This window comes from Ehrlichia canis str. Jake, assembly GCF_000012565.1.
GTDB classification, from domain to species: domain Bacteria; phylum Pseudomonadota; class Alphaproteobacteria; order Rickettsiales; family Anaplasmataceae; genus Ehrlichia; species Ehrlichia canis.
The window spans coordinates 1,042,488-1,068,239 of the sequence record NC_007354.1 but is presented as its reverse complement, the minus strand read 5'-3'; the positions used below and the strand labels follow the sequence as shown (position 1 = coordinate 1,068,239).

The window sequence follows — 25,752 nt, the reverse complement described above, 5'->3', positions numbered from 1 at the left end:
GATATATATAAATTTTATCAGGCTGTAATGTATTTTCTGTGCTTTTTATAATATTTAAAATTATGTAGTCCTTATTTATGAATACAGAGTGTAAAATTTTGTTAGGAATTTCAAAAGTGTTGTTGAATCATGCAAATATCGAGTTTAGTTATTGTGTATTTTGAAACTTATATAAAAGATTTACATTTTTGATGACACATGATTAAATTAACATAACTTGCGTTTACTATAGAATTGGAATACATAGGTGTTTATATAGTGTAATTTATAAACTAAATACTAATTTACTTCAGATTTTCTCTTTTAAGATATAATGTTTAACTTATTTGTAGTTTAAATTTTATTGCTAGGTTAAAACATTGATATTACTGTTAGCATAAAACTATATAAGTGATGACTGTTGTGATATTCCTTAGTGTATAGATTGTTAGTGTTTTTTTATATATGTTAAATATAAGTTTAAAGTTTTATTAAATGTTTTTTAAGCGTGAAAATGTTATTGCAAGTTATGTAGTTATCCATTATATGTTATCTGCTGTAGGTAGTTATTTATAATCTTTTGACATTTCTTAATGTAGATTAAAAAGTGGTTAATTCGTATATACTTAGTGCATCTACTTAAAATAAATTTACTGATAAAATTTTTAAAAAAGCAGAGCATATTTCTTTGGATTGTCCAATAGGTGTCTGTGTTTTCAGTATTGATATAGTGAATATTAGATGTTACTCTTGAGATCAAGGTTATTAAATATATTACATGAAAGATGAACTAAATAAAGTAGTGATTTATACTGATGGGGCATGTTCTGGTAACCCTGGTCCTGGAGGATGGGGCGCAATTTTGTTGTTTGATAAGAATGAGAGAACAATTTGTGGTAATAATCCGGATACTACTAATAATAGGATGGAGTTGACAGCAGTTATTGAAGCTCTAAAATTTTTGAAAGTAGCATATAATGTTGATTTGTATACTGATAGCATATATGTTAAAGATGGTATTACATTGTGGATTGAAAAATGGAAAATTAATGGGTGGAGAACTGCTAGCAAACTTCCTGTAAAAAATTTGGAGTTGTGGTTGGAACTAGATAGTCTTGCCAGTTTTCATAATGTGACTTGGTACTGGGTTAAAGCTCATGCAGGAAATTTGTATAATCAAAAAGCAGATATACTTGCACGTAGTCAGATTAGTAAATGAAATCTGTTTGTATTTGCGTTTCTAAAAGTATTAGATCAATGTGATAAGTATGGGTGTCTTTTTAAGTAGTGTTGTGTAGATAATACCTCTGTATATTAATTTAGTGTTTATTATGCTAAAAAAAAAAAAATTTATAAAGTTGTTTTGTATACTAATTATTTCTATAGGATGTAGTCTATCTTACCTCTATATTCGTGATAAAGATATTATAGATATTAATGCAAAGTTCTTAAATTTTTATATAAAACATAAGCTTGCTACAGTTTTTCCTGATTCAGAAATAAATATAGGGAAGACTACACTGACTTGGCAAAACAAAAGTGAGAATTTTATTCTATCATCACAAGATCTGACTATTAAGAATGCTAAGTTTGGAGCAGATATTACCATACCTGAATTCTTATTGTATTCTAGAGTGGGAATATTATTTTTATGGGGAAATTGTGATTTCTCTTATATTGATATTCCTAAAGTACGTATTGAATTTTATGATATTGAAAAAAAAGTTGAAGTAAATCTTATAGAAAATTTTATAAAAGCTGTAAAGGATATTTTACTGAATGCAATAAAACTAGATATACCAGTCTTTATTAGTAATGCTGTTCTTGCTAAAAGTGGCAAAGAAGATTTGATAATAAAGCAACTTAATATGAAAATAAGTAAAGGATATGATAAAAATACTATTGATTTCAATTTAGAAAGTGATAATTCTTTTGTCAGTATGACAGTGCATGAACATTATAAGGGTATAATGTCTCTTGAGATGTCATATGGTAATTTTAGTACTAATATATTGGGGTATTTAGGTAATTTGAATACTCAACTTCCATTATACGACAATTTGAATTTTAGTGGTGATGTTGTATTGAAGATTGATGAGTATGATAAAATCACATATGGTGATGTTAATGTTCAAAGTATAAAAGGTGTCATTCCTTGTGTCTCTTCACGTAAGTGTTACGTTCATGATTTTAGGACAAGATTAGTATATCAAAATGATATTCTGTCAGTAAAGAATTTCTTTGTGTTATTGGATCAGAGTAAAATAGTTGCAAATGGAGTGATTGATGATGAAAGCGTAAACTTGAATTTTAACATTGATGTTGTATCTCCAGAAGTGCTTTGTAATTACTGGGTTGCTAACTTATATCCTGATTTAAATCATTGGTATTGTACTAATGTCAAAGAAGGAAAAATTAGTGATCTTAAGCTTCAAATTAAAGGAAAATGGGATAATATTTTTCTTTATAATGATCTTTCAAGTTACAATGTTAATGCAGATATAAAAAATGTTTTAATAAAATTCAATGACAATTTTGATCCAGTACGTATAGTACATGGGAAATTGTATTTGTATGACAATAAATTTATTATTACTTCTGATAATTCAGATTTTAAGGGAATGGTTGTTAAGGATGGAATATTAGCGATAGAGGATTTAAGGGATACAAATGCAGTAATGAATATCAGTGGGAATTCTGTTAGTAATGTAAAACAATTATATTTAGCAGTAGATGATAAAGAGTTTATCCCACTTGATGATAAGAAAATTTTTGGCAATGCCTTTACTACCTTTAATTTTAAGATATTTAATTTGTTAAATGATGATGTTATAGATTATGAGTCTGATATACATACACTAGTTGAATCTTTTAAGGCAGATAGTATTTTGAGTGCTTTTGATGTTTATGATACGAAAGTTGATATTATTCTGCATGATAACGATGTTAATATAGATGCTCAAGGCCATATGAATGGTTATCCTATGTCTTTAAAGATTAGTAAAAATTTACAAAATAACTATAAATCTCACTATGCATTTACAGGGTATATTTCAACTGAGAATGTGAAGAGATTAGGGGTTTTTGATTATGAAAATTGTTCAGGAATAATGAGATCCAATCTTCAGTGGGATACTGATGGTGATAATACTGATATTACAGGAGATATTGATCTTGCTCATCTAAAAATTTACTTTAATGGTTTAGCAAAGAAAAACTTTAATAGTGTTGTAAAGTTTTTTGCTTCATTTAAAGATAAAAATGAAGTGAAAATAGGGAATGCATCTATAGTTGGAGATAATATAGATATAGAGTTAAGCGGTAGAGTAGGAAATAATATAGAATTGTTATTAAATAAGGTGAAGTTAGAAAATACAGATGTTAAAGCTGAATTGAAGAAAAATGAAGATTCTATAGCGGTAAAAGTGTTTGGTAAATCTTTGGATTTAAGTGCTTTTGATTTTACTGATGTTATGAAAGGTAGATCTGTTATAAAACAGGCTAATGTTCAGGTTAATGTAGATCGTGTTATAATGAAAAATGATGTTATAACTAAGAATATAGATTTTAAATTAGAGCGTGATGGTGGTGTTTATCGTATAATTAAGTTAACAGGTGATTTTGTAGATAGTGGTAATTTTAATATGGAATATGGTCCTATTGGACTGGAGATAAGTACTAATAATGCTGGAGAACTTCTTCGTGCATTGAACATTTTAGATGTTATAAATAAAGGAAAATTATCTTTTTATATGTATCCAATAAATACTAATGATGTTACTCATGGTATGTTTTCATTGACAAATTTTCATCTTGTCAATGCTTCCATCTTAGCACAAATATTGACTTTATCGTCACTAAAGGGGGTTGTTAATACATTAAATGGTAAAGGCATATATTTCAATACATTAAATGTACCATTTACTTATCAAGATAACTTAGTAAATATAGATGAATCGTGGATGGAAGGATCTGAATTGGGCATTAGTTTAGGTGGAGAACTTAATGTAGATACAAATATGTTTGATATAAAAGGACAAATAATTCCTGCATATGTCATTAATAAAATTATATGGCAAACTCCGATTATTGGGAAATTGTTAACAGGAGGCCAAAGTCGCGGTGTCATTGCTATAGATTATAAGGTAAAAGGTACAGATAAAGATCATGATTTATCAGTTAATTTAATGTCTATTTTAACTCCTAGTTTATTGAAGAGAGTATTGCAGGTATTTGATACTAAGTTGACAAAGAAAGACAATGTTAAAAACAAATCATCTGTTCAAAAAGTGAAAGAAAATCGGGTAAGCAAAGTATCATAGGAATTTACATGTTTTTATATTATGTTTGTTAACCTAGGTAAGTAAATTTAATCCATTATTATTTATGCAAAGATACATATGAAAAGCTTAATGTATCATTTTAAGAATATTTTAATAGACTTAGTATTTTTGAAAAAATTAATTCATTATAACTTAAATATTCTATCTGTAAGTAACTCTGATTTAGGTTTAAGCAGTTTGTTTGTTAAATAATGTTGAGAGTTATAGAAAAATACTTTTGTATTGAGTTTTAAACTGTGTATTTATACAATCATGATTAGAACAAGTGTTAAGCATAGTAAGTTGATGAGTAGCAGGAATTTATAAATTCTATTTTTCAGTATTTTTGAAGTTATTTTTTTAGAATATTGAATAATTAATTTATTGAGTAAGGTATAAGATAAAAATTAGATTTTGATATTATGTGACTTCTATTGAGCATAATAAATTTATGATGTTAGGAATTTGTATATTGCATCTTTTTGTGTCTAATATATAATTAGTTGGTCTGTGTTTACTATTTAGTTGTAGCTAATAGGAAGGAAAGTTAATGAGTGAGTCCTCTACTCCTAACGTTAAGTATTCTAGGGTTTTGTTGAAAGTATCTGGTGAAGCATTAATGGGGGAAAAAGGCTTTGGGTGTGATGTGGAAGTACTGGATAAGTTATCTCATGATCTCAAAGAAGTGTATGATTTTGGGATACAGTTGTGTTTAGTTGTGGGTGGTGGTAATATATTCCGTGGTGCATCGTCATCGTCTCCTTTTGGGTTCGAGAGAGCTAGTAATGATTATATAGGAATGCTAGCTACTATGATGAATGCTTTATCTTTACAAAATGCTTTGGAAAAAATAAATGTACAGTCTAGAGTCTTGTCTGCAATACCTATTACTGCTGTATGTGAAACTTATATTAGAAGACGGGCTATACGTCATTTGGAAAAAGGAAGAGTAGTAATATGTGCTGCTGGAGTTGGTAATCCATTCTTTACTACAGATACTGCAGCTGCGTTACGTGGTATAGAGATGGGTTGTGATGCTATATTTAAGGGTACGCAAGTTGATGGTGTGTATTCAGCTGACCCTAAAAAAACTGTTGATGCGGTAAGATATGATAGAATCTCTTATCGTGACTTATTGTCATTAGATCTTAAAATTATGGATGTTGCTGCTGTGTCTTTAGCTAGGGAGCATTCAGTACCTATTATTGTGTTTAATCTGGGAAAGCGTGGTAGTTTTGCAGATATAATTCGTGGGCGCGGGTTATATACAACAATATGTAATTAAAATTTAAATGTTGGGATGAATAGATGATAAATGAAATGAAGCAAGATGCTAAAAATAGAATGGAAAAAACTTTGTCTGTTTATTTAAGTGATATTGATGGTATTAGAACTGGAAGGGCAAGGACTTCAGTATTAGATGGAATTGTTGTTGAAACTTATGGTGGACGTGTAAAATTAAATACAATATCAAGTATATCTGTATCTGATAATAAAACTTTAATGATTAAAGTGTGGGATTCCAATAATATAGGTGCTATCAAAACTGCAATTATGAATTCAAATCTTGGATTTGGTTTTTCTTGTGAAGCAACGACAATACGTTTAACTGTTCCAGAGATGACGCAGGATATGAGGAAAAATTTAGTTAAGTTATTGGGTAAAATTTCAGAAGACTGTAGAGTTTCTGTACGTAATATACGTAGAGATATAATGGATAAGCTAAAAGTAATGCAAGATAATAAAGAAATTTCAGAAGACGATTTACGTGTGTCTGGAACAGAAATACAAAAAATTACAGATGATGTTATGAAAAAAATAAATGATGCTTTTTCTTCAAAGGAAAAAGAGTTACTACAAGTCTAATTATAGTAGAATAGTTATTGTTCTGATAGGTTTAGTATATAATGCTCAATAACAATGCCTGTTAGCGCTTCTAATTTATGTGCTGTGTAGTTTTAATATGTTTTAGTAATTTAGAAGTGTAAAAGAATATGTTGTATGTATTAATCATAATGTAAATTTCATTGTTTTACTGACAAGTAGTATATAATACTTATGTACTAATGACTTGCTCTTTTATATGTCAATTGATGGAAGAATCATAGTTTGTAATGATAAAGAAAGCTAGTCAAGTAATTGGTTATGCAATTTTTCTAATATAGATAGTGTTTTTATTGTCCAATAGTTTTGCATTGTTGAAAGATTAGTGTTTTTGTATTTACTTGAGTTAAAGTTTTTATTGGTAGCATTTTCTGTAAGACATATTATAAAGTAATTTGCTTCCAATATTTACTTGTAGGAATATTATTATGTGGTTTATTGGAATGATAGCAATTGTACTCAGTACTTGTTAAAATTAATATATGTTAATTTAATGTTATATGATTTAGGTGAATAAAATTTGTTTAGTTTTTGTATAATTTTGTTTAACATTGTACTCAGTTATGTTTTTTGTAATATGGCTTATATAAAATGTATAGTTTAAATTGGATGGTATTTGGTTGCAGTAATGGTAAGTAATAATTTTTTTATGAGGTCATTTTCTTCTGTATTAATTTTTTGTATTGTGTTTTTATCTTTATATTTTGGCAGAATGACTTTTTATTGCTTATGTTTCTTTCTTGCTGTTGTTTCTTCTGTTGAATTGTTTAATATTATGAAGCATAAGAGCTTATATTATATTCCATCTATTTTTATTGTAGTAATACCTTATGCATCTTTAGTATATATTTATAACTTATTGCATGGAGAAATAATTCTAATATGGCTAATTGCTGTTGTTTGGGGAACAGATATAGCTGCCTATTTTACTGGTAAAAGTATTGGTGGGAAAAAAATGATTCCTGTGATTAGCCCTAATAAAACATGGGCAGGATTATTAGGAGGGATAGCAGCAGGGACGTTTATTAGTGTTGTGATATCAATAATTTTTGGGATATTTTTTGTGTTTCATGCATTTGTTGGTGGTATTATTATAGCTTTTGTTGCTCAGGTTGGAGATGTTGCAGAGTCTTGTATAAAGCGCTTCTATAAAGTAAAGAATAGTGGAACTTTTATTCCTGGGCATGGAGGTATTCTTGACCGCATGGATAGTTTTATTTTTACTGCGCCATTAGTTGCTTATTATGTTCAAAAATTCTCTAAGTTTTTTTTAGTATAAAGTAATAAATCTTTTAATTGGTTGAAGAAGGTAATCTTTTTTGAGAGTTAATATCTTAAAATATTGAGACTTATATATGTTTTTTTTACATATCGCTGATTCAATCTATCTTCATTTTTACTGTGAGTATTATAGTTTCAAACTTATATTTATTCTGATATTTTAGTTTTCAAATACTTCTAATACGATACACATAAGGTTCTATACATTAAGCGATGTTGACTTAACTGATATATCAAAACTCAGATGTATTTTTGCTGTTTAATTTTTAATATTCAATTGCTCTAAATAGTAGAGGTTTTTGCTTAATTGGTATTAGAAAAGTGCTATGGATTTTTTTGTAGCATACTTAATTATTAATTTTTTAAGCAATTTCTAGCATTTATTCTTAATATATGTTTTTATTAATAAAATTATTTAATTTTTTAATAAAAAATGAATTTATTTAGGAGATTTTAATGAAAAGTATATCTACACTTTTGTATTCATATCTTTGCTCTGAATTGAGTAAGATGACTGAAGAGTTATATAATACGGATCGTGTAAAATTGAGTGAAAATCCAGAGCTTTGTAAACCACTTACTCCGGATGAAAAAGCTTTAGTAAGACTTGCTAACTATTCTGGCAATCTTTTAGTTGATCCAATGATGATAGAATATATGAATTTAGATGATAAAATTGTTAAAGATATAAGATCTAAAATACTATGGATTACTGAATCACTATCTACTATCCATAATAATATTGTTTATATATACAGTACTGATGATGTTAATCAAAAATTTGACATAATGCTTTCTAGTGAGTTGTTATTTGATGAGATAAATGCGGAAGCAGAGGATATAAGGTATTTATGTGGTGAATTAATAAAATATAGTAATGTAATAATCAAAGAAGATTTTTTTCATATATGCTTTGCAATTCATAATATTAATTTTTTTACACATAATGTACAAGAGCATGTTAAAAATATGAGAAGAATAATGTTTATGCGTAATAAAGTACGTGATGTGGATGATATTTCAGTTCCAATAGAAAGAAGAGTAAATTTTGATGATGATACTTATTTATGTGGTTTAAAGGATAAAGATAAATCTGGTTTAATGATTTTATATAAAGATTTTCATGATTATTTTGAACGTGAGTATGGATATAATATGCTGATTTTGTTTGAGTCTGTAATTAGGTGTGACACACCTAATGAAAAAGTTTTTCCTCAGGGATCACAAATAGTTGTGTTAAATAGTAGGGAAGTGGCTTATATTAGATGTATTAATAATATTGTAAATTTTATTGCTTTGTATGATAAATCGCGTATTACACTTGTAGAGGGTACTAATAATGTTCTTGTTTATGTAAATTTAGTTGATCAAGAAATTGATTATGATGTATCTGATAGTGATGATGAATTACATAATGTAGCAATTAATTGTAATGACACGTTGAGAGGTAGGTAATAAATTAATATTCGTATGGTAATCCTATAGTGCTTTAACAATCAAGTTGGATCATAACTTTTATGAGTTTGTATATATTTTTACAAATCTATCAGTAAGTAGCTTTAATTTTTATGAAATTATTTCACTTATCTTAATTAATAGGTCGATATTTGTATTATTGTTAATATTTATAGTTAAATTTATAAAATTATTAACTGCTTTATAGAGTTATTAATTTTTTCTATGTGTTGACAGGAAGTTTTAATATGAAAAACGTAGCTAATCTGATGTACTCCACTATGTATCGGAGTTGAATGATATGACTCAACATACAATGTAAAACTTTATTCCATAATAATAATCATTATTATTAGTTTGAAAATTAATGTTTTTTTAGATGATATTCCACGAATCTAATGGTTATTGTATTAGTATGTTTCGAAATTATTAAAATTATAATTAATTATTTTAGTTAATATATTAAATATAAAATACTATTTTTATAATTATTAATAGTTGTAGTGTATGAATTTTGTTGTATTAACTTATAATTTTGTATTATGATGGATGAAATTTACCTTGCAATAGTTAGTGTTTTAACACTTATTATTTTTATTTTAATGATATATAGTATATTGAAAAAGTGTAGAGATTCTAAAAAAGATTTTGATGTGAATAACGATAGTGGATTACCTGTTAGTGCTCTTAATATTTCTTATAGTAGAATAAGAAATTCCGTTATTTGTGATTTGAAGAAGCAATTAAAAGTGAAAATGAAAGAGCTGTATTATAGTGGTACTGAATTTATAGAAGCTAAGTCTCCTCAACATGGTGTTTTAATGGTTAAAATAGGTTTTAGGTATGTACAAGATCAAATATTTAACTTTATTGATAAAATTAACAATTATGATGTTTATAAGCAAATGTTACTGTTAACTAGGTTTATTTCTGAAACTGAAGATTCAGTGTTAATGTGCAATAGCCATAAGGAAATTTTATTAAAATGTGACTTACAAAACATGTCGTGTATCCGTGCTTTATTAAAAAATGTTTTTAATTTGGTAAAAAATATTGGTGATGAAGAACAGATAAAGTTAATGTCAGAATATTATATAAAATTGGACTATGGATTAGCTTTTATTGTTAAAGGGATGAGCTTCACTATTAAAAATGTTGATATATTAAATATATTTTGTCGTGATACTAGACCACGTGGTAATGGAATTTTTTATGATGATATTTCTTTTGTTGCTATATCTTTGGGTGATATTGAGAATTGTGTTCATTGAAGAGTGATGTTTGTTAATTAATTAAAGTACTAATACCTTTAGTATTATTAAATATAACTATCCATTCTATAGCATAAAATTAATAATTGCGTTAGCGAGAAATTTGTAAACTATTGTTTCTGTTTTTGTAGTGATTACAATTCTTATATTAGAAGTTGTGGATGATGATGAGACTAAATCATTGGACTTTGATAAATTATTTTTTTAAGTATGAGCAATGTATAACTTGGTTGGATGGATATCACTCATTACATCTTCAAAAATTATATAAAAAGCTTATTGTAATGTTTTATTATAATTCAGGAGCAAAATAGTTAAGAGGAAGTTGTGAACTGGTATAAGCGTTGTGAGTTTTGTTGAGTCAAATTTAATAAAGTGTCAGTATGTTTACTATAAAGTTGTATAACTGAATAACAAAAGCTGTAGTTTTTTTAATCTCATAATTCCTATTTATGGGGGTGTATGTATAATTTTCTACTACTATCTGTATAGCGAGTATCGATGTTGTTATAGTTTTTTTCAAGTTTCTAGGAATTTTATAGTTAAACTAATAAACTGTTGTTTTTTGACACTTAAAGCAACTCCTATGGATTCTGATAATAGGAGAGTATAAGCTTATTTTTTATACTTACAGGCTGACTAGGTAAAGATCTAGTTTAGATTTTTTGAAGGCGCATTGTTTTGTTTACCAAGTTATGTATTTGGAAAAATTTGTAAATTGGTGAACGTTTTATCGTACTAAAAATGTTCCGGATTTTATATAAAATCTTAATAAAGATAGTATTTGAGTAGAGTTTGTTATTAAGTTATGTCAGTGTAGGTATAGATTATTTATTTTTTATTAGAAATATTTAAAAAATTAATAGATTTTATATTAAAATTAGTTTATATATTTATATATTTTAACTAATTAGTGAATTTAATAATGTCAAATATAACTACTCATAATGAATCAACAATTGCATTATTTCTGTTACTTATATTGTTACTATTTATTTCAATATTTGGACTGGCAGTTTATATTAGTATGTCTACTAACGCATCTACTCAAATAGGATTACTTTGTGGAGCAAGTGCTATAATGTTAATTTTAGTAGTTGCCACTGTATATTATTTACGTTTGGGAGGGGAGGTATCTGCTGCTTGTAAATCTGTTATGCAAGAAGTTGAAGAAAAGCTTGATGGACAACTTATTGGTTGCGATTCTAAAGGTGTTAGGGCTTTGTTAGGTGCTAGTCTTGCAATAGATTATATCGTAAGTGAGTTTGAGAATTTTAAGAAAATATGTAGTGACTCTGATGAAAAACGTGATCGCATTGTGAATATGGAACGAACTCTTTCTGATGGGAAAATGTTAGCGTATATGGCTGGAATATATCAAACTAGAGAATTAAGTAAAGATGAACAGCAAGTATTGGTACGCTTAAAGAGATCACATTATCACAGGAGACAAGATTCTTTGAGACAATTATCATTGGATATGGTGGGGCGTTGTTTAAGAGAGATTATCTCGATGTTAGAGGTACCTCGTTTTACGTTGAAAGATTGTTTTAAACAGGAAAAGATAAGTTTAGGGCGTATAATGGTAGCTTATAACATTTTTTATGATCATATGTCATGTATAGGTGAAATGGTAAGGTCAAAATCATTAAAGATGGTAATAGATGAATCAGCTCAGAGTGTGAAATTTGATGTTGTTGAATCAGTTGTTCCTAGTTTGAGATACAGTATTTAATATTATTATGTAATGTATTCTAATAACTGGCTGTACATTTGTAAAGTACTATATTGTTATATTTACACAGTGTTATGTATAACTTTCATGTTTGTGGAAGTTATAAGAGATATTAAGTGAAACTAACATATATATCTATGTTGCTTCTACGAATTACAGTTTTAAAAGTGATTAATTAGTATCTATGTTACAAGTATAAATTTGTTGATTATTTTTTACATTATTTTCTAAGCTTATAGTGTTATTACAAATGCTGGTACTTTTTTATAATGTGTTTCATGTTAAGAAACTTAATTAAACCAACAAGAATATAATATTAAAAATAAGTATCAGTAGTAATACTGTTTAGTGTTAGTAATGGTGTGATTATAATTATTATAAATCGGAATTAGGTATGATTTGAAAGTATAGTTAATTTGTATGTTTTTGATAGAAGATGTGAATTGTAAAATATTTAGAATAAGTTCTTAATAAAAATAGTAAATAAAAAAGTCTATACTTAAAATTGCTTTTCTATAAAAATTAATTTATATAATCAGATGATGTTTATAGTTAATAATATTTAATATGACTTTTTATCAACAACAAGTTGCAGTTATGTTAATTTTCATTATATTGTTTTTCTTAACATTAATGTGTATGATATACGTTTGTTATCGTATGTCATGTTTTAATCATAAGTTAGAAAGGGCTTGTGACTTTGTTCGTGAGGAAGTTGAAGAAGACATTGATGAAAAATTAGTTGGCATTAATTCAACAGGGGATAGGTGCTTATGCCAGATTACTAGTGCAATAGATTATATCATGACACAATTTGAAATTTTAGATAACTGTGTTGGTAAAGAAGAAGATGTTGAATCTGCTAAAGAAGATTTTTTTCTCGGAAAGATGATAGCAAGGATAATTGGAGTATATCAAAGTGAGTCAAAGTTAAGTGAATATGAAAAAAGTATCTTAAAACAGTTAAAGTTAAAATATGCTGAAAGTTCACCTACTGATATAAGAGCAGAATCACTATTGTATATAAAAAATTTTGTTAATAAGGTTTGTACTAATGTACGTAGCAGCTTTCCTCGACATATTGATTTAAGTCCAAAATTACTGATTTTAGGTCGTATGAAAGTTGCTTTTGAGATTTTAGAAAATTGTATGAAATGTGTAAGACAAGATATAACGTTAGAGCGTTTCTTCTCTGTGATGGGAAAATCAACTGAGGAAGAACTAATCGAAACTGTAATATCCAAGGACCCAGAGCTTACTCTGAGATTATCACAATCAGTTAGGAAAAATGTACCAAAAAATAATGAGTCATGTTGTACAGGTAGTGATGTTAGTGATGTGATTAGACTGATTTTAGAAGTTGGGTACCTAGTTTCAAGATAGATGGTCTTTTATCTAAAATCTATAAAAATCTAGAATGATGAATTTTTTAAATTTTTCTTTACTAATTTTTGTGATAGCTTAGCAAGATTTGGTTATTTATATAGCAATACAGAGTATGATTTTGTTGTATTTGAGTGATCCTAAGGAACTTTACTAATCTGTTAATTTGTAATGTTGTCTTTACATAGTGTTATTTTAATTAGCATTAAAATATTAAGAATTAGAAATAAATCTTGGTAATATTTGATAATGTTAGAAATGGTAATTGATCTATTTAAATAATTATAAGTAAGATATTTTTTCAGATTTTTAATAGTATGTTGTTTGTCGAATAGTATTGTTTTTTAATGTGCATATTTTAACATTGTAAAATGTATCATATCTAAAATCTTATAGATAGTTTGAATGTTTGTTAGAATGTTTTCATACTATTAAAATATTAGTAGATTTTTTATTAAAATTTAACTAATATGTTATGTTTATAATTAATAATATTTTAATATGATTTTAATTGATGATAAAATTTTTGCTATGTACAGTAAAGTTGTAGTAATATCACTTGTGGCAATAGTATTAACCTTACTTTTTGTGATAGCGGTATATAAATTTTTTCAAATGTTCTTTTTTGATCGTCAGTTAAAAAAAGCTTATGACTTTGTCCATCAGGAAGTTAAAGAAGGAATGAATAAAAAACTGATTGGTATTCATTCAACAGGTGATAGGTGCTTATATAAGATTACTAATACAATAAATTATATTATGGAACAATTTGAAGCTTTAGATAAGTGTGTTGCTATAGAAGGTAATCAAGAAAAATTTTATCGAGGAATGATTGTAGCACGTATGATTGGAGCATATCGGAGTCGAGAACAGTTAAGTGAATATGAAAAAAGTCTTTTAAGAAAATTAAAGTCAGAATATGCTGAGGATCTACCTATTGATATAAGAGCAGAAGCGTTTTGGTATATAAGAGATTTTGTTAATGGGGTTTGTGCTGATATACGTGATAAATCTTTTGTACATTTTAAGTTAAAACCAGAGTTATTTATTTTGGGTCGTATGAAAGTTGCTCTTGAGATTTTAGAAAATTGTATGAGAAGTCTAAGGAAAGATATAACATTAGAACATTTCTTCTACATCATGAGAGAATTGAGTGATGAACAACTCATCGAAACTGTAACATCTAAGGATCCACAATTTATGCTTATGCTATCACAGTCAGTTAAGGAAAAGGAAGATGTATCAAATAATAGAATTAGTGAAACATGTTTTACATCTTCTGATATTATTGGGTTTAATGAAAATTATGTAAAAGCTGCTTAACACTGGGAATTTCTGTAATTTGTCTTTACTAATTTCTTTATGTTTAGGCAAATATAGTTTTTATGTTGATCTTTGTATAGCAGTACGAAGTATGTTTTGTTGTACTTTTATGATTTGTGAAGTTTTTTAGACTATTAATTATAGTGTTGTCTTGATTGGTGTTAAAATATTAATAATTAAAAATAAATCTTGATGATATTTGATGGTATTAGAAATAGTAATTTATCTATTTAGATAATTATAAGTGAGGTATTTCTTTAAATTTTTAATAGTATGTTGTTTGTCTGGTAATCTTGTTTTTCAAAGTGGATGTATTGTAAAATATATCATATCTAAAATCTTATAGATAGTTTGAATTTTTGTTTATAAAATGTCTTCATATTATTAAAATATTAGTAGATTTTTTCTTAAAATTAAGATATATTAACAGTAAATCTTTTATACATAGATATTACTTCAGTAGATAAGAGTATATGTAATCTACTTATTTTTACTGGACGTGATTATGTACTTCATACAATCTAAGAGTTGGATTATGGAATGTGTTCCAGTTGGAATAATTATTACAATATTCACTATATTTATGTTAATAATGTTAGCATTTATAGTGTTTCTATTTATTGATTTGATATACTTTAATATCGACTTGATGAAAATTTATAAGTCTGTTGAGAGTGAAGTTAAGGATCAGCTTAATTATGAACTTGAAAGTGCTGATATATCCAATGATAAGGACTTGTTACAAGTTACTAATGTAATAGAATATATTATAGATCAATTGACGATTTTGCATGATGCATGTCTTGATACTAATAGATCACAGTCATTTGAAAATGCAATGATATGTCTTTTGAATGCAAGAGTGCAAGCACATATGGCTGAAATGTATCAAAATGGAGAAACGTTAAGTAATGAAGATGAAATGTATATATTAGCAGAATTAAAAGCAAGGGAAGTTAAAAATGGTAATCAGTTATACGAGAAAAAAGATTTAAGACGTGGTATAATTCGTGCAATAAAAGATGCTATTAGCTATACTGAAAATGGAGTTAGAATCTGTGCCTTTATGTTATATGATGCAACTGAACAAAAGTTGATTTTGTGTCGTATGAAAGCAGCATTTGATGTGTGTAAAGCTGGTATAAAATCAATAGAAAAAAAAGAAACTGAGCAAAACGTAATTGATGATATACAACTATATCATGAAGCATATGAACATTGTGTAGTTCTTTAGAGTTATATTGGTTTTATGTTAAATGAACTTTATTATATCAATTTAGAATTTTATAAAAATGTTAAAGTAATATACAAACGGCACAGCTATGCGAAGCATTACTGATGATATAAATGTGTGGAAGTGAACCTTAAACATGAAGACTTATAATATTCTTTAGAATCAGCATTGATGTTAAAGTGATGCATTTGGTATTTGTTAATCTAGAATCAATGGAAGAAAAAAGCTGTATGAAACATGATAAGAATATAGTGTTTAGAAAGTATATTCTGTAAAACATGTGAACCTTATATTATCTTTAAGGTTATACTGTTTTAGACTGAATGAGCTTGAAATTTAGTAAAAATGTTGAAGTTGTATGCAAATTTGGTGTTTGTGAAAAATCTAATGTGGAATCAATATAAGCAAAACATAAATTGGTAATATAAAAGTGTTTTTCTAAATGTGAAGACTTAGAATATTATTTAAAGGTGATATTATCTTAGGTTTAGATTGAATAAACTTTATTTTCTAATTTAAGGTGTTGTAAGAAAGTTAAATCTGAAACTACAAATCTCCAAAATTTTTCTTTTCCTCTACTGATTCCTATTCTAGGAGTACATATGTAGTTATGTATGTTAATTCCTGTATTGCAAATACAGAAGTTATAATTTTGTGTCATGTCTATGTTATTGTGTTCTTTTGTGATGTGTAAAATTTTGCATAATTTCCCTGGTCCATTGATTATAATATTAGGTTGATCTTCAAGTAATAGTACTATCCCTCTGATTAATACTGCAGCAGGAAAGCCTCTAGGTTCAGTAACAACATTGAGACAGTGATACATTCCATAAATAAAATAAACGTAAGAGAATCCTGGATCGCCAAACATAACAGAAGTGCGCTTTGTATAACCATGTGAAGAGTGTGCAGCTGGATCATCATGTCCTATATATGCTTCTGTTTCTGTGATAATTCCTTGATGTTTGTTAAATAGTAATTTTTTTCCTAATAATTTTTCTGCAACGTCAAGTGATTGTTGTGCATAAAAAGACTTTTTTAGTATATTATATTGCATGATATATTTCTAATGGAGTGTGGGTTGATTATATTATACTAATAATATCTATGATTTATGTCAATGATGAGGATAAAAAATGAAAAGTAATGAAAAAACGGATACAGGTGATAAGAAAGTAGATAAATTAAAAAAATTTGAAAATACAGTATCTAAGGTTGCACAATTTATTATAGGAGATAGTTTAAGTATACAATTAAAAGAATATAAAGTAAGTTTTTCTTATATTATTGATAATACTAAGGATTATTTAAAATCAGTTAATGTGGAAGAAATAAAAATAATTGAGAAAGTAAATCAGCTGAAGACTATTAATAATACTTTGCTAGAAAGGTTGTTTAATTTTTGGTTGCGTAAAAATAAACAACTACTGTATTGGCATATGATGTTTTTATTAATTAATGTTATATTATTAATTATTAATGGGGATCAGATAGTTAGGTTATCAAATCTTATATTTGAAATGTTTATGACATGGAAAGATAAGATTTTATCTCTATATTGTGTGTGATTAATACTCATTTAAAGGAGTTTTGTTAATGTAAAAAATATTGTGGTTTATTTTGAAGTCAGTTTTTTTCAACGACATTTTTATTTTTTGATTATTTTGTAAATGTTGTAGAATTTTTAGTTGTTGTTTGTGGTCGGTAACAGTTCAATAGTTTTTAGCAGTAATTCTAAGAATAGAGTTGTACACTTAATAGATCATGAATAACAGCTTGTGTGTATAGAAATAAACTGGTACAGGAACTGAAACGAAATCACTTTGATGGTAGTAAATTGGTTAGTAGCACTTGATAATGGCGTTCAGAAAATGCTATACTGAGAAGTGTGTATGTAAGTGTAAAGCAAAATACGTAAAAGTGTTGTATTCTTAATAAATAACTTTGTAAAATGTTTAGCAAGTTAAAAGATGGTCATTGTTGTGCAAACATTGAAAATCTATAAAAAACTTGGAGAGTTATTAGTATTCAACTTAACAGTAATCTGCTGTATTTTTTAATATTATTTGGTAATGTTCAAATAAAGTAATTAAATTTTATAATAAAGTGAGTTGACTATGAGTTCTATAAGTTGTATTGTATATTATAAGCTATAACATTTAATAAGTATTCTTTGGTTGAAAATTTCAACTAATGGAGTTACTGCCTTGCGTATTACATATGTATAGTATGTATTTTAAAAAGTAGTAAGTCATATATGTTATTACAGTATTTGTGTATTCTGAAATCATTTAGGAGCGTAAATATTTGTTTTAGTGTTTTGAATTTTAAAAGTGTTTTAGAAGTAGTGTGTCATGTATAGAGATATATTTTGTATTATAGTAGCAGTAGCCGTTGTATTAGTAATTCTGATATTATTGTGTATCATTGGGTATATGATTTCTTGTATAAAATCTCTAGGGAATCAAATAGACAAAATGAAAACTGAGTTATCTCAATGTAGAAAAGAAGATACTGAGATGATGGAGGAGGTCCTTACACTGTATGATGAGGTGTATGATATGCGCAATGATTTAGCTTATCATCCATATTTTGGAAATGTTAAAAATGGTAAAAAGTTAGGTAATGAAGTAGGTGATACTACTCTACAACAAGGTTCATGTACTTTAGATTCAACTAATGTTAAAGGCTTAGGTGATAAATGTGAAAAAGATAAATAATGTGTCAGATCTTTTATTACTTTTTCTATTATAAATATGTGATGTTGTATTTATAGCTTGCTCACATTTATTGTAAATTCAGTTTTTGTGACAGGTTGTTACTTGATTTTTAGCATAATATACAACGAATATAAAGTGTAGTTTTTTTAGTTTATTTAATAGAGAAAGTAGTGTCTTTGCTTTTGAAATGCTCAATGTCGTGACTTTAAGTTGTGAAACTTGATGTATTTGTTATGATATAGCTTTGTTAATAACTATTTTAATTTGATGGTTTATTGTGCTAATGACAATAGCAAATGAGTATATTTTCAATTGTAAATTTTATCATGTTAAATATTATATGTGAGAATGCTAATTAGATAACAGTTGCGCATCAAAAATTGTGTTATTTCAGGTTACAGGTGGAAATTATAGTAAGTGAAAGATCCATTAGATATGTTTTGAGAAAGGAAACTGTAGTATAAAAGTTGGATAATCAAGCAAGTGGAAAATTTTGAAAAGATTGCAAGAACGTAAATGGCTTATAGATTTATTCCTGTAATATAAGCTACTTAAAAGATTTACTATGAGGCGAATGTTCTGAGTAGTAATGAAGTTTATAAATAATAATATTATTAATTATATTTATAATTTCTATGGATAAGGCATTATTTTATGAAAGAAGATATTATGCATGTGAGAAAAACTTATGCTTATATCGCTTTTTTTATGTTAACAAGCTTGTGTAAAAATGATATTAGTGATCAATTGTGCCTGCATATTTGTTTGTAATACTGTAGTTTCGTAAAATTATTGTATGATTTGCCAAAATGTTTTATAATAGAGTTGCTAGTCAATTATAGTTAAAGTGTGGAAAATGTACCTAAGCTGCTTTTGATTTCAGTAATAGTAATTTTGTTACTTTTAATAGCAGCAGTCTGTTACTCTGTATATAATAGAAATAAACAAACGGTACTCAGTCTTCAGGAGGAAGTCAAAGATCTAAGAAACCGTTTAGAAATGTTGAGTGGAAATTTTGAAAGATTTTATGACAGTTTCTTTAGTTCTTCTGTTGGTAGACAAATAAGGTATAGTAACCATTTGGTGGAGTCAATAAAAGATGAAGTGAGTGATATGGAAGAAAATATTATCACAAACTCTTGTATGATAAAACAACTAAAGGACAATCTGATAAATGCAAGTGAAACAATGTTGTCAAATATACAAGTGCTAGATTGCAAAATTGAAAGTATGATGTTGGACAGAGAAAGAAGCATAAAGCCTGTAAGTTGATTATTTTTAATAGAGGAGGTTTTCTAATATAGCGGGCTTTATTGTATTAGGTGTAATATATAAAGTAGTGAGAGGTAGGTTTTTAATTTAATTGTTATAAATTGATATAATAGTGTGTGTATTTTATGGATAACTATTGTATAATAATTTGTGCAGCATTAGTAATACTGCTTGCCATTTTAATGGCAGTGTTGTTTGGTTTATTGTATAAGTCTACTAGGGATTTAAAACGTTCATTAGAATCACAAAGTAAATCTTATAATAGTGAAATAGGATTGCTTAAGCAAAGTTTAGAATCATTGAAAGCAAATATTGCTGGACTAAACTTACAAAATATAAATAGTGTATTAAATAGAGTTAATACTTATGATAAAAAATTAGAGATAATCAAGAATGATATTAAAGGTTTTAGTAGTAAGTGTAATAGTCTAGAAACAGCATGTGATACATTAAAAAAGCAGTTAATATCAGCACACGGAGAATTAGCAAGTCTTTCAAAAAAAATACATGAGGCCTGGAAAGATAAAAACAAAGATGGTACTGTTGCTATACCTAGTCAGAATCAGATTTTTGATATTGATTTGATGGCTCTTGTGGAAGAGTTGAATATTATGAAAATGGCAGTAGCGAAACTAATGTCACAAAATGAAACTCATGATCTTATGAACTTGGAGCATAGTGTTAGTAATTTAGTATGTAGTGTCAGTAGTTTGTCAGATAGTTTAAGTGCCCTAGAAAGTGAAAGAGTAGAGTATAGTATATATATAAAAAATATAGCTGCAAAAGTTGCTAGTAACCTTGATGAAATAACATTCAGAGTTTCAGCTATTGAACGGAAAATCAGTGATTTACATTAGAAGAATGTGTGATAAAAGATATTTACATTAATATCAGGATACTCATAGTTGTTTTTATATGGAGTTTCAATTTGTCAGAGTAATATTAAGTGTATGTATAGTTATAAAATATAACTATTAATATCTTAGTGATGTATTAGTAGGTTGTGTGTTAATGGTAGTAAATAAACTGTAAAAAAACAAATAGTGGAATTGTAGATTTTGATGTTGTAACAGATAAATGGTGAAGATTTATGGTACGTTTTCTACTTGTGGTTAGTGAAAAATTATATATATAATTTATACAGTGTAATAGTATTTAATATCAGTAAATGAGATTTAAATTTTATCAGTGGTATTATGAGTTATGTAGATGTGAAAACATTTATTATGTATTATTGAGTTAATATTTTTCCTAAATTTAAAAAGTGTGTGTTCTAAGTGTGTCTGTATGGTTCTTAGCTTTTATTTTTAATATTGATGTACACTTTAAGGAGAGCAGTAGTATACAACTACTTGTTAAGAAAAAGTATATAGTAGTGAAATATATAGCGTTATTAAACATAGCAAATATTAACACTAGCTCAATGACTGCATTAACGGGATTGCAGTGTGAGTGTTGGATATGTGGAATGCTATTTATATCTATTTTTATAATTTATAGTATGGCAGTTATATTTTTTGCACATGGTAAGTTTGTTTATTTTAGTATTGTATTTGTGTGAGGTGTGTTATGTCTAATCCTTATTGTATAGCTTTAATATCATTGGTGTTGTTGTTATTGTTTGTACTGCTAGCTATTGCATTATACAGGTGTTGTACTAAATCTAAGCAAAGATTAGAGAAAGAGGAGCAACTGTTAATTAAGCAAACTGCAAAGCAATTAATGGGTGAGGTGGATTTATTAAAACGAGAAAACTCAGAATTTGTTAAATTAACAGACGAGTTAGGTAATGAGTTGTCGTCATTACAAGTAAAACACTCAATGTTAAAAAATGAATTTGATAAATTGTCAAATATGTATCGAATATCAAACAGAACGTGTTATGCCAGGGGGCTTGCTATTGAAGAGTTAGAAGGTGAATTGAACATTTGCGCCTTGCCATGCGAGCTTTGAAGGATAAACTTGCTTGTAAGGAAGGTGACAAATCACAGAGTTTATATGAGAATCTGGTTAGTCGAATAGAACAACTTAATTCTATAATGCGTCGTGTAATGGATGAAGAAATAACTGGAAAAAATGTGCAGTACATGCGAATGATGTCAGTAACTCAGCTGTACATTTTGATGCAAAATATTAGTAGTGTGTTAAACTCCATTTCAGTACAAGGTGTTGGTGATGAAACATTACAACAATAGCAAATTACATGAACCTGATATCAATCTTCATGATACTAATTTTCAAAACGTATAGTAAAAAGTTTTAAAATTTTATATGTGTGAGAATAAGCGTTATTTATATGAGATTTGTTAGGAGTAAGTAGTTAATAATATAATTCATTAGTTTGATTTAATTGATGATAGCGTAAGTTTAGTGATAAAAAACATAGTTTATAAGTGTTAAAGTTTTTTTTGATATCTATTGTTGTTAAAAGATTAATGCTTTGGAATGTAGTGTTATAGTTGTTCATTTTTTACAATTGTTCTGTTAATAATTGTTGAGTTGTATATTATACTCAGTATATGCTGGTAGAAGACTTAGGTAGAGAGAATAAGAAATTAAAGGTATTATCAGAGAATGCATAAAGATAGATTATTTCGAGTAAAATACATTATTTAAGCTTTATCATTAATGAATGTACTACTTTAAAGGATTGAATAAAAAGATAAAAATGTATAATTATTATGCCTAGCGTTTGATTAAGTATTTAGAAAACATGAATCTAGAAATGCAAAAAAAATTCTTGTAAGTAATATCAACAAATGAAAGAAAATTATGTGTTGCTATATAAAGTGTGCATGTTGAAATTCAAAAGAATAAAAGAAATATTGTAAATTAAAGTGTAGGAAATGTAAGTAGTAAGCTTTTGGTAATTAACTAAGAAATCAGGTTGATAAAGCTTTGTATATTTGTAAAAGTGACTTATAGATAGTGTCTTAAGTGGTACTTTCGATATCTTTAATTTCAGGTATAAAATATTTAAGTGTGTAGTAAATTCTGTATACTAAAAATTAGTTATTGTAAATACAATAGCTGTTTTTTCTATGTGTTGATGTTTTATATTGTGTAAGGTTATATGTAGTATGGTGTGCTAATATTAATTTATTAGTGTAGAAATTTTTTCAATAATGAGTTATAATTAATACTGTAAGGTTTAAATTGATAATGTGATGTTATTATGGAAATGGAAATTGATATTGTGAATCTTGTTATGCTTGTTTTATTCGCACTCATGGTTCTGGCTATGCTGGTTTAGCTGTGTTTGTCATTGAAACAAGAGTATGATAGAAAAAAAGAAAAACCAGTTGACAAAGAGAAATTATTCAGTGAGTACTTATCTTCAATAGGTAGCGTTGTGTATGCTGAGGCGCAAGCAAATCTTGCTATGGCTTCTGCCAAACGCATTGCTGTAAATGCTAATCGCGCTAAAGAAGAATTAGAAAGTACTGTAAACTTACAGTGTAGATGATATGTGTCTAGTGCTGTAGAAAAGATTGACTCAATTTTAGACAAACCGAACATTGAAAGACAAGATATATTATGGCTAAGGAATTCTTTGTTGGCAATGCAAAATAGAATGGCAGATGCTGTCTCGCGATCTAAAGAGCAATCTTTCAAAGATGCACTTAATTCTCTTTTAAATTTACATGAAATACCAATAGTAGGTGGTAAGCAAAGAGAAGGTACTAAAGAATCGTGTGAAGTTGATAATGTAAATGTACAAAATCAAGATAGAGATGAAAAACCTTCGGGTGAAGTTGATGGTGTAAATGTACAAGGTAAAAATAACTGTAATAATGTTAAGAAGGCAGCTTAAGAGTCTGTTGCTGATATAAATCTTATTTAGTGATATGTACTATTGTATTATGATAAAATATAAACCTAACACTATATAAGTAAGCTCGTTAGTAAAAGTAAGTGTATGTGTTAAGATGGTAGTAAAATCTTATTTGGTATTTAGTGTGTGGCTTATTTATAAGATATGTCTAGTTTTTTACATTAATACTTATAGGTAAGGAGAGTAAGCTTATGCAAAATGGTATTGTTATTGCATTATCTGTACTTGTTGTATTGTTATCTATATTATTGCTTATTGCTTTAACAAAATGTTATTGTGTTCTTTTAGACAATAAGAAATTGGCGGCACAAAATGATGAAATAGTAAGAATTAATAGAGGCATAACAGCTGATAACAAATCACTAAGAAATCAAAGTTCAAAATTGTTGTCAATAGTGAAAGACCGTCTTCTGCGAGACAAGGAAAAGTGTAAAGAACTCGCTGAAATGACGAAGCAACAGATTGATGAGAAGTTATCAGAATTTGTTCCATTGATTATAAAACAGGCTGTAGGTGTTTTGCGTGATAACATTGCACCTGATATTAAAGTTGACAAATCAGTTATTGCAGGAGCTATAGATTATTGTGTTCAAAGTATGCAAGAAGGTTTCTTAGGTTGTGTTGATAACATGCAAGTGGCACGAGAACATGACATAAAGTTATTAGAAGAGCAAGTAGAAGAAATCTGGAATAACACAGTAGAAGAAGAAGTTCCATGGCAAGTATCTGATCTTGCAGTAAATGGTATGTATAGTGTTAATGATAAAGCAGTTTAGTAGATTTGTACAACTATAAAAATTTTACTTAAAGGTGCTATGTTATATAAACACATTTGTATTTATTAAATGTAAGTGTTGATATAGCATTATAGTTTATTTTAAGTATGTTCTGTTCAGTTAGCTGATCTTTGAAGCTACGTTTATTTACTAAGACATTAAGTGTGCTATTTGTATCTTATTTTTTTAAATGTAGAATTAATATAATGGCGATGCTTTTTTGAGTGTAATATACGCGTGTAGCTAATTTTTGAGATAGTGTTAGATATATGAGTATTATGTTGATCTTGTTTTTTCAAATAATTGTAGAATTAATGTAAAATGTTTTATTTGAACTATCTGTTTAACTCGTTGTTGGAGTAACACTTAATAAGAAATAGTCTTTATTGGTGTTTTTTGCATGCACCTATAATGTTTTAAGATTATGTAAATGTAGTTGTAAGGAACGAGTTTTATAGTGTTTTATTTGTGTGGAAGATTTTTTTAATTGGTATAATAGTGTCAGTATTAGTGTTAGATAAGGTGTATTATGGATAATCGATTAATAACAGTTGCTATTGCTTTGTTGGCAGCGTTTATTTTAATTTTTGCTTGTTTATTAATTGTTGCGATATATAAATGTTGTGTTAGCACTAAGAAAGTAGCAGAAGATGAAAAGCCTTTATTAGAGGATGGCGGTCCATCAAGAGATGAGTTATTACAAACAGTAGAAAAGCTAGAATCTGACTTTCAGAGAGCATTAAGTGGTGAATTTCAACAAAAACTGGAAAATCGATCTTTATTGCGAGACCTGGGTAAGGAAAGAGAGTGTGTTGCCCAGTTGCAAAAAGAGTGTGATCTTCTCTTGGAAAAGAATAAAGCACTTGCTGCGCAAAGTGAAAAACTTGAACTTATGCTTAGCAGGGAGCATGAAATAAAAATGATAAAAGATAAAAGAGGCACTACTAATACTAGACCAAGGGCTTTAGCCTGGGGTTTTGATTTAATGAAAAAGTGTAGTAATGCTGTAGCAGGTATTAGAAGCAGTACTCATGTTTCTGAGAGTGATAAAGAGCTTATAACACAACAAGTATTATTGCTGAAAGAAAGTGTACAATATTTTTTAAATAGTATTAGTTATAGTGAATTACCACAAACTGTGATGAGTGATGTGGAACAGAGTGGAGTTAGTGGTGGTAAGAATGTAACTTAATTAATAGGTTATATTTGTAGTTGTAAGATATATTGATGTTGTTTTCATTATTAACTCTAAATATGTTAAGTATAATAATTAAAATATAGC

Annotated in this window: 22 protein-coding genes; 21 read left to right on the top strand and 1 reads right to left on the bottom strand. The window is 27.5% G+C overall.

Annotated elements, in window-relative coordinates:
- Positions 1-757: 757 nt before the first annotated feature.
- The 11 genes from rnhA to ECAJ_RS03855 all read left to right on the top strand — a co-directional run bounded on the left by rnhA (position 758) and on the right by ECAJ_RS03855 (position 15,867).
- On the top strand, positions 758-1,198 hold the full coding sequence (gene rnhA, locus ECAJ_RS03905; protein WP_011304870.1) for a ribonuclease HI: 441 nt from the start codon (positions 758-760) through the stop codon (positions 1,196-1,198).
- Between the two features lie 112 nt (positions 1,199-1,310).
- Positions 1,311-4,301, top strand: coding sequence for a DUF3971 domain-containing protein (locus ECAJ_RS03900; RefSeq protein WP_011304869.1), 2,991 nt, complete (start codon positions 1,311-1,313; stop codon positions 4,299-4,301).
- Positions 4,302-4,851: 550 nt separating this feature from the next.
- On the top strand, positions 4,852-5,586 hold the full coding sequence (gene pyrH, locus ECAJ_RS03895; RefSeq protein WP_011304868.1) for a UMP kinase: 735 nt from the start codon (positions 4,852-4,854) through the stop codon (positions 5,584-5,586).
- A 23-nt stretch (positions 5,587-5,609) separates the two neighbouring features.
- Positions 5,610-6,167: a ribosome recycling factor gene (frr, locus tag ECAJ_RS03890; protein WP_011304867.1), complete on the top strand. Its 558-nt coding sequence runs from the start codon at positions 5,610-5,612 to the stop codon at positions 6,165-6,167.
- A 667-nt stretch (positions 6,168-6,834) separates the two neighbouring features.
- Positions 6,835-7,464 (top strand): phosphatidate cytidylyltransferase, encoded by a 630-nt coding sequence (locus ECAJ_RS03885; RefSeq protein ID WP_231243024.1) that lies wholly within the window; start codon positions 6,835-6,837, stop codon positions 7,462-7,464.
- Between the two features lie 458 nt (positions 7,465-7,922).
- Positions 7,923-8,921: a hypothetical protein gene (locus ECAJ_RS03880; protein WP_011304865.1), complete on the top strand. Its 999-nt coding sequence runs from the start codon at positions 7,923-7,925 to the stop codon at positions 8,919-8,921.
- A 542-nt stretch (positions 8,922-9,463) separates the two neighbouring features.
- Positions 9,464-10,192, top strand: coding sequence for a hypothetical protein (locus ECAJ_RS03875; RefSeq protein ID WP_011304864.1), 729 nt, complete (start codon positions 9,464-9,466; stop codon positions 10,190-10,192).
- Positions 10,193-11,117: 925 nt separating this feature from the next.
- Positions 11,118-11,927 (top strand): hypothetical protein, encoded by an 810-nt coding sequence (locus ECAJ_RS03870; protein ID WP_011304863.1) that lies wholly within the window; start codon positions 11,118-11,120, stop codon positions 11,925-11,927.
- Between the two features lie 660 nt (positions 11,928-12,587).
- Entirely contained in the window at positions 12,588-13,310 is a 723-nt protein-coding gene (locus ECAJ_RS03865) for a hypothetical protein (protein WP_155799203.1), read from the top strand.
- Between the two features lie 501 nt (positions 13,311-13,811).
- The gene (locus ECAJ_RS03860) at positions 13,812-14,633 is read left to right on the top strand and encodes a hypothetical protein (protein WP_011304861.1); all 822 of its coding nucleotides are present in this window, start codon (positions 13,812-13,814) and stop codon (positions 14,631-14,633) included.
- A gap of 505 nt (positions 14,634-15,138) precedes the next feature.
- Positions 15,139-15,867, top strand: a complete 729-nt coding sequence (locus tag ECAJ_RS03855; RefSeq protein ID WP_011304860.1) for a hypothetical protein — start codon at positions 15,139-15,141, stop codon at positions 15,865-15,867.
- Positions 15,868-16,354: 487 nt separating this feature from the next.
- Here ECAJ_RS03855 and ECAJ_RS03850 read toward each other — a convergent pair whose 3' ends face one another.
- Entirely contained in the window at positions 16,355-16,924 is a 570-nt protein-coding gene (locus ECAJ_RS03850; protein ID WP_011304859.1) for a DNA-3-methyladenine glycosylase, read from the bottom strand.
- A 79-nt stretch (positions 16,925-17,003) separates the two neighbouring features.
- Here ECAJ_RS03850 and ECAJ_RS03845 point away from each other — a divergent pair, with 79 nt between their 5' ends.
- The 10 genes from ECAJ_RS03845 (at position 17,004) to ECAJ_RS03795 (ending at position 25,662) form a co-directional block, all read left to right on the top strand.
- Complete coding sequence (locus tag ECAJ_RS03845) at positions 17,004-17,435, top strand: hypothetical protein (protein WP_011304858.1); 432 nt, start codon at positions 17,004-17,006, stop codon at positions 17,433-17,435.
- A gap of 786 nt (positions 17,436-18,221) precedes the next feature.
- Positions 18,222-18,587 (top strand): hypothetical protein, encoded by a 366-nt coding sequence (locus ECAJ_RS03840; RefSeq protein ID WP_011304857.1) that lies wholly within the window; start codon positions 18,222-18,224, stop codon positions 18,585-18,587.
- An 849-nt stretch (positions 18,588-19,436) separates the two neighbouring features.
- Positions 19,437-19,859, top strand: coding sequence for a hypothetical protein (locus ECAJ_RS03835; protein WP_011304856.1), 423 nt, complete (start codon positions 19,437-19,439; stop codon positions 19,857-19,859).
- A 125-nt stretch (positions 19,860-19,984) separates the two neighbouring features.
- Positions 19,985-20,716 (top strand): hypothetical protein, encoded by a 732-nt coding sequence (locus tag ECAJ_RS03830; protein ID WP_011304855.1) that lies wholly within the window; start codon positions 19,985-19,987, stop codon positions 20,714-20,716.
- A gap of 712 nt (positions 20,717-21,428) precedes the next feature.
- Positions 21,429-21,812 (top strand): hypothetical protein, encoded by a 384-nt coding sequence (locus tag ECAJ_RS03820; RefSeq protein ID WP_011304853.1) that lies wholly within the window; start codon positions 21,429-21,431, stop codon positions 21,810-21,812.
- Positions 21,800-22,054 carry a hypothetical protein gene (locus ECAJ_RS03815; RefSeq protein ID WP_011304852.1) on the top strand — a complete coding sequence of 85 codons (255 nt, stop codon included), beginning with the start codon at positions 21,800-21,802 and terminating at the stop codon, positions 22,052-22,054. The genes ECAJ_RS03820 and ECAJ_RS03815 overlap by 13 nt, the downstream gene beginning before the upstream one ends.
- Positions 22,055-23,118: 1,064 nt before the next feature.
- A complete protein-coding gene (locus ECAJ_RS03810) occupies positions 23,119-23,325 on the top strand; it encodes a hypothetical protein (protein ID WP_011304851.1) in 207 nt (68 codons plus the stop codon).
- A 3-nt stretch (positions 23,326-23,328) separates the two neighbouring features.
- Positions 23,329-23,673, top strand: coding sequence for a hypothetical protein (locus ECAJ_RS03805; protein ID WP_011304850.1), 345 nt, complete (start codon positions 23,329-23,331; stop codon positions 23,671-23,673).
- 212 nt (positions 23,674-23,885) lie between these two features.
- Positions 23,886-24,470, top strand: coding sequence for a hypothetical protein (locus ECAJ_RS03800; RefSeq protein WP_011304849.1), 585 nt, complete (start codon positions 23,886-23,888; stop codon positions 24,468-24,470).
- 529 nt (positions 24,471-24,999) lie between these two features.
- Positions 25,000-25,662 carry a hypothetical protein gene (locus ECAJ_RS03795; protein ID WP_011304848.1) on the top strand — a complete coding sequence of 221 codons (663 nt, stop codon included), beginning with the start codon at positions 25,000-25,002 and terminating at the stop codon, positions 25,660-25,662.
- Positions 25,663-25,752 lie beyond the last annotated feature (90 nt).

Excerpts from the sequence above, each read along its gene's own strand:
- ECAJ_RS03820 (WP_011304853.1), top strand. The coding sequence starts at position 21,429 with ATGTCTAATCCTTATTGTATAGCTTTAATATCATTGGTGTTGTTGTTA.
- ECAJ_RS03830 (WP_011304855.1), top strand. The coding sequence starts at position 19,985 with ATGGATAACTATTGTATAATAATTTGTGCAGCATTAGTAATACTGCTT.
- ECAJ_RS03845 (WP_011304858.1), top strand. The coding sequence starts at position 17,004 with ATGAAAAGTAATGAAAAAACGGATACAGGTGATAAGAAAGTAGATAAA.
- ECAJ_RS03815 (WP_011304852.1), top strand. The coding sequence starts at position 21,800 with ATGCGAGCTTTGAAGGATAAACTTGCTTGTAAGGAAGGTGACAAATCA.
- ECAJ_RS03840 (WP_011304857.1), top strand. The coding sequence starts at position 18,222 with ATGTATAGAGATATATTTTGTATTATAGTAGCAGTAGCCGTTGTATTA.
- ECAJ_RS03795 (WP_011304848.1), top strand. The coding sequence starts at position 25,000 with ATGGATAATCGATTAATAACAGTTGCTATTGCTTTGTTGGCAGCGTTT.
- pyrH (WP_011304868.1), top strand. The coding sequence starts at position 4,852 with ATGAGTGAGTCCTCTACTCCTAACGTTAAGTATTCTAGGGTTTTGTTG.
- ECAJ_RS03800 (WP_011304849.1), top strand. The coding sequence starts at position 23,886 with ATGCAAAATGGTATTGTTATTGCATTATCTGTACTTGTTGTATTGTTA.
- ECAJ_RS03865 (WP_155799203.1), top strand. The coding sequence starts at position 12,588 with ATGTCATGTTTTAATCATAAGTTAGAAAGGGCTTGTGACTTTGTTCGT.
- ECAJ_RS03850 (WP_011304859.1), bottom strand. The coding sequence starts at position 16,924 with ATGCAATATAATATACTAAAAAAGTCTTTTTATGCACAACAATCACTT.
- ECAJ_RS03885 (WP_231243024.1), top strand. The coding sequence starts at position 6,835 with ATGAGGTCATTTTCTTCTGTATTAATTTTTTGTATTGTGTTTTTATCT.
- ECAJ_RS03855 (WP_011304860.1), top strand. The coding sequence starts at position 15,139 with ATGTACTTCATACAATCTAAGAGTTGGATTATGGAATGTGTTCCAGTT.
- ECAJ_RS03880 (WP_011304865.1), top strand. The coding sequence starts at position 7,923 with ATGAAAAGTATATCTACACTTTTGTATTCATATCTTTGCTCTGAATTG.
- ECAJ_RS03860 (WP_011304861.1), top strand. The coding sequence starts at position 13,812 with ATGATTTTAATTGATGATAAAATTTTTGCTATGTACAGTAAAGTTGTA.
- ECAJ_RS03900 (WP_011304869.1), top strand. The coding sequence starts at position 1,311 with ATGCTAAAAAAAAAAAAATTTATAAAGTTGTTTTGTATACTAATTATT.
- rnhA (WP_011304870.1), top strand. The coding sequence starts at position 758 with ATGAAAGATGAACTAAATAAAGTAGTGATTTATACTGATGGGGCATGT.
- frr (WP_011304867.1), top strand. The coding sequence starts at position 5,610 with ATGATAAATGAAATGAAGCAAGATGCTAAAAATAGAATGGAAAAAACT.
- ECAJ_RS03875 (WP_011304864.1), top strand. The coding sequence starts at position 9,464 with ATGATGGATGAAATTTACCTTGCAATAGTTAGTGTTTTAACACTTATT.
- ECAJ_RS03870 (WP_011304863.1), top strand. The coding sequence starts at position 11,118 with ATGTCAAATATAACTACTCATAATGAATCAACAATTGCATTATTTCTG.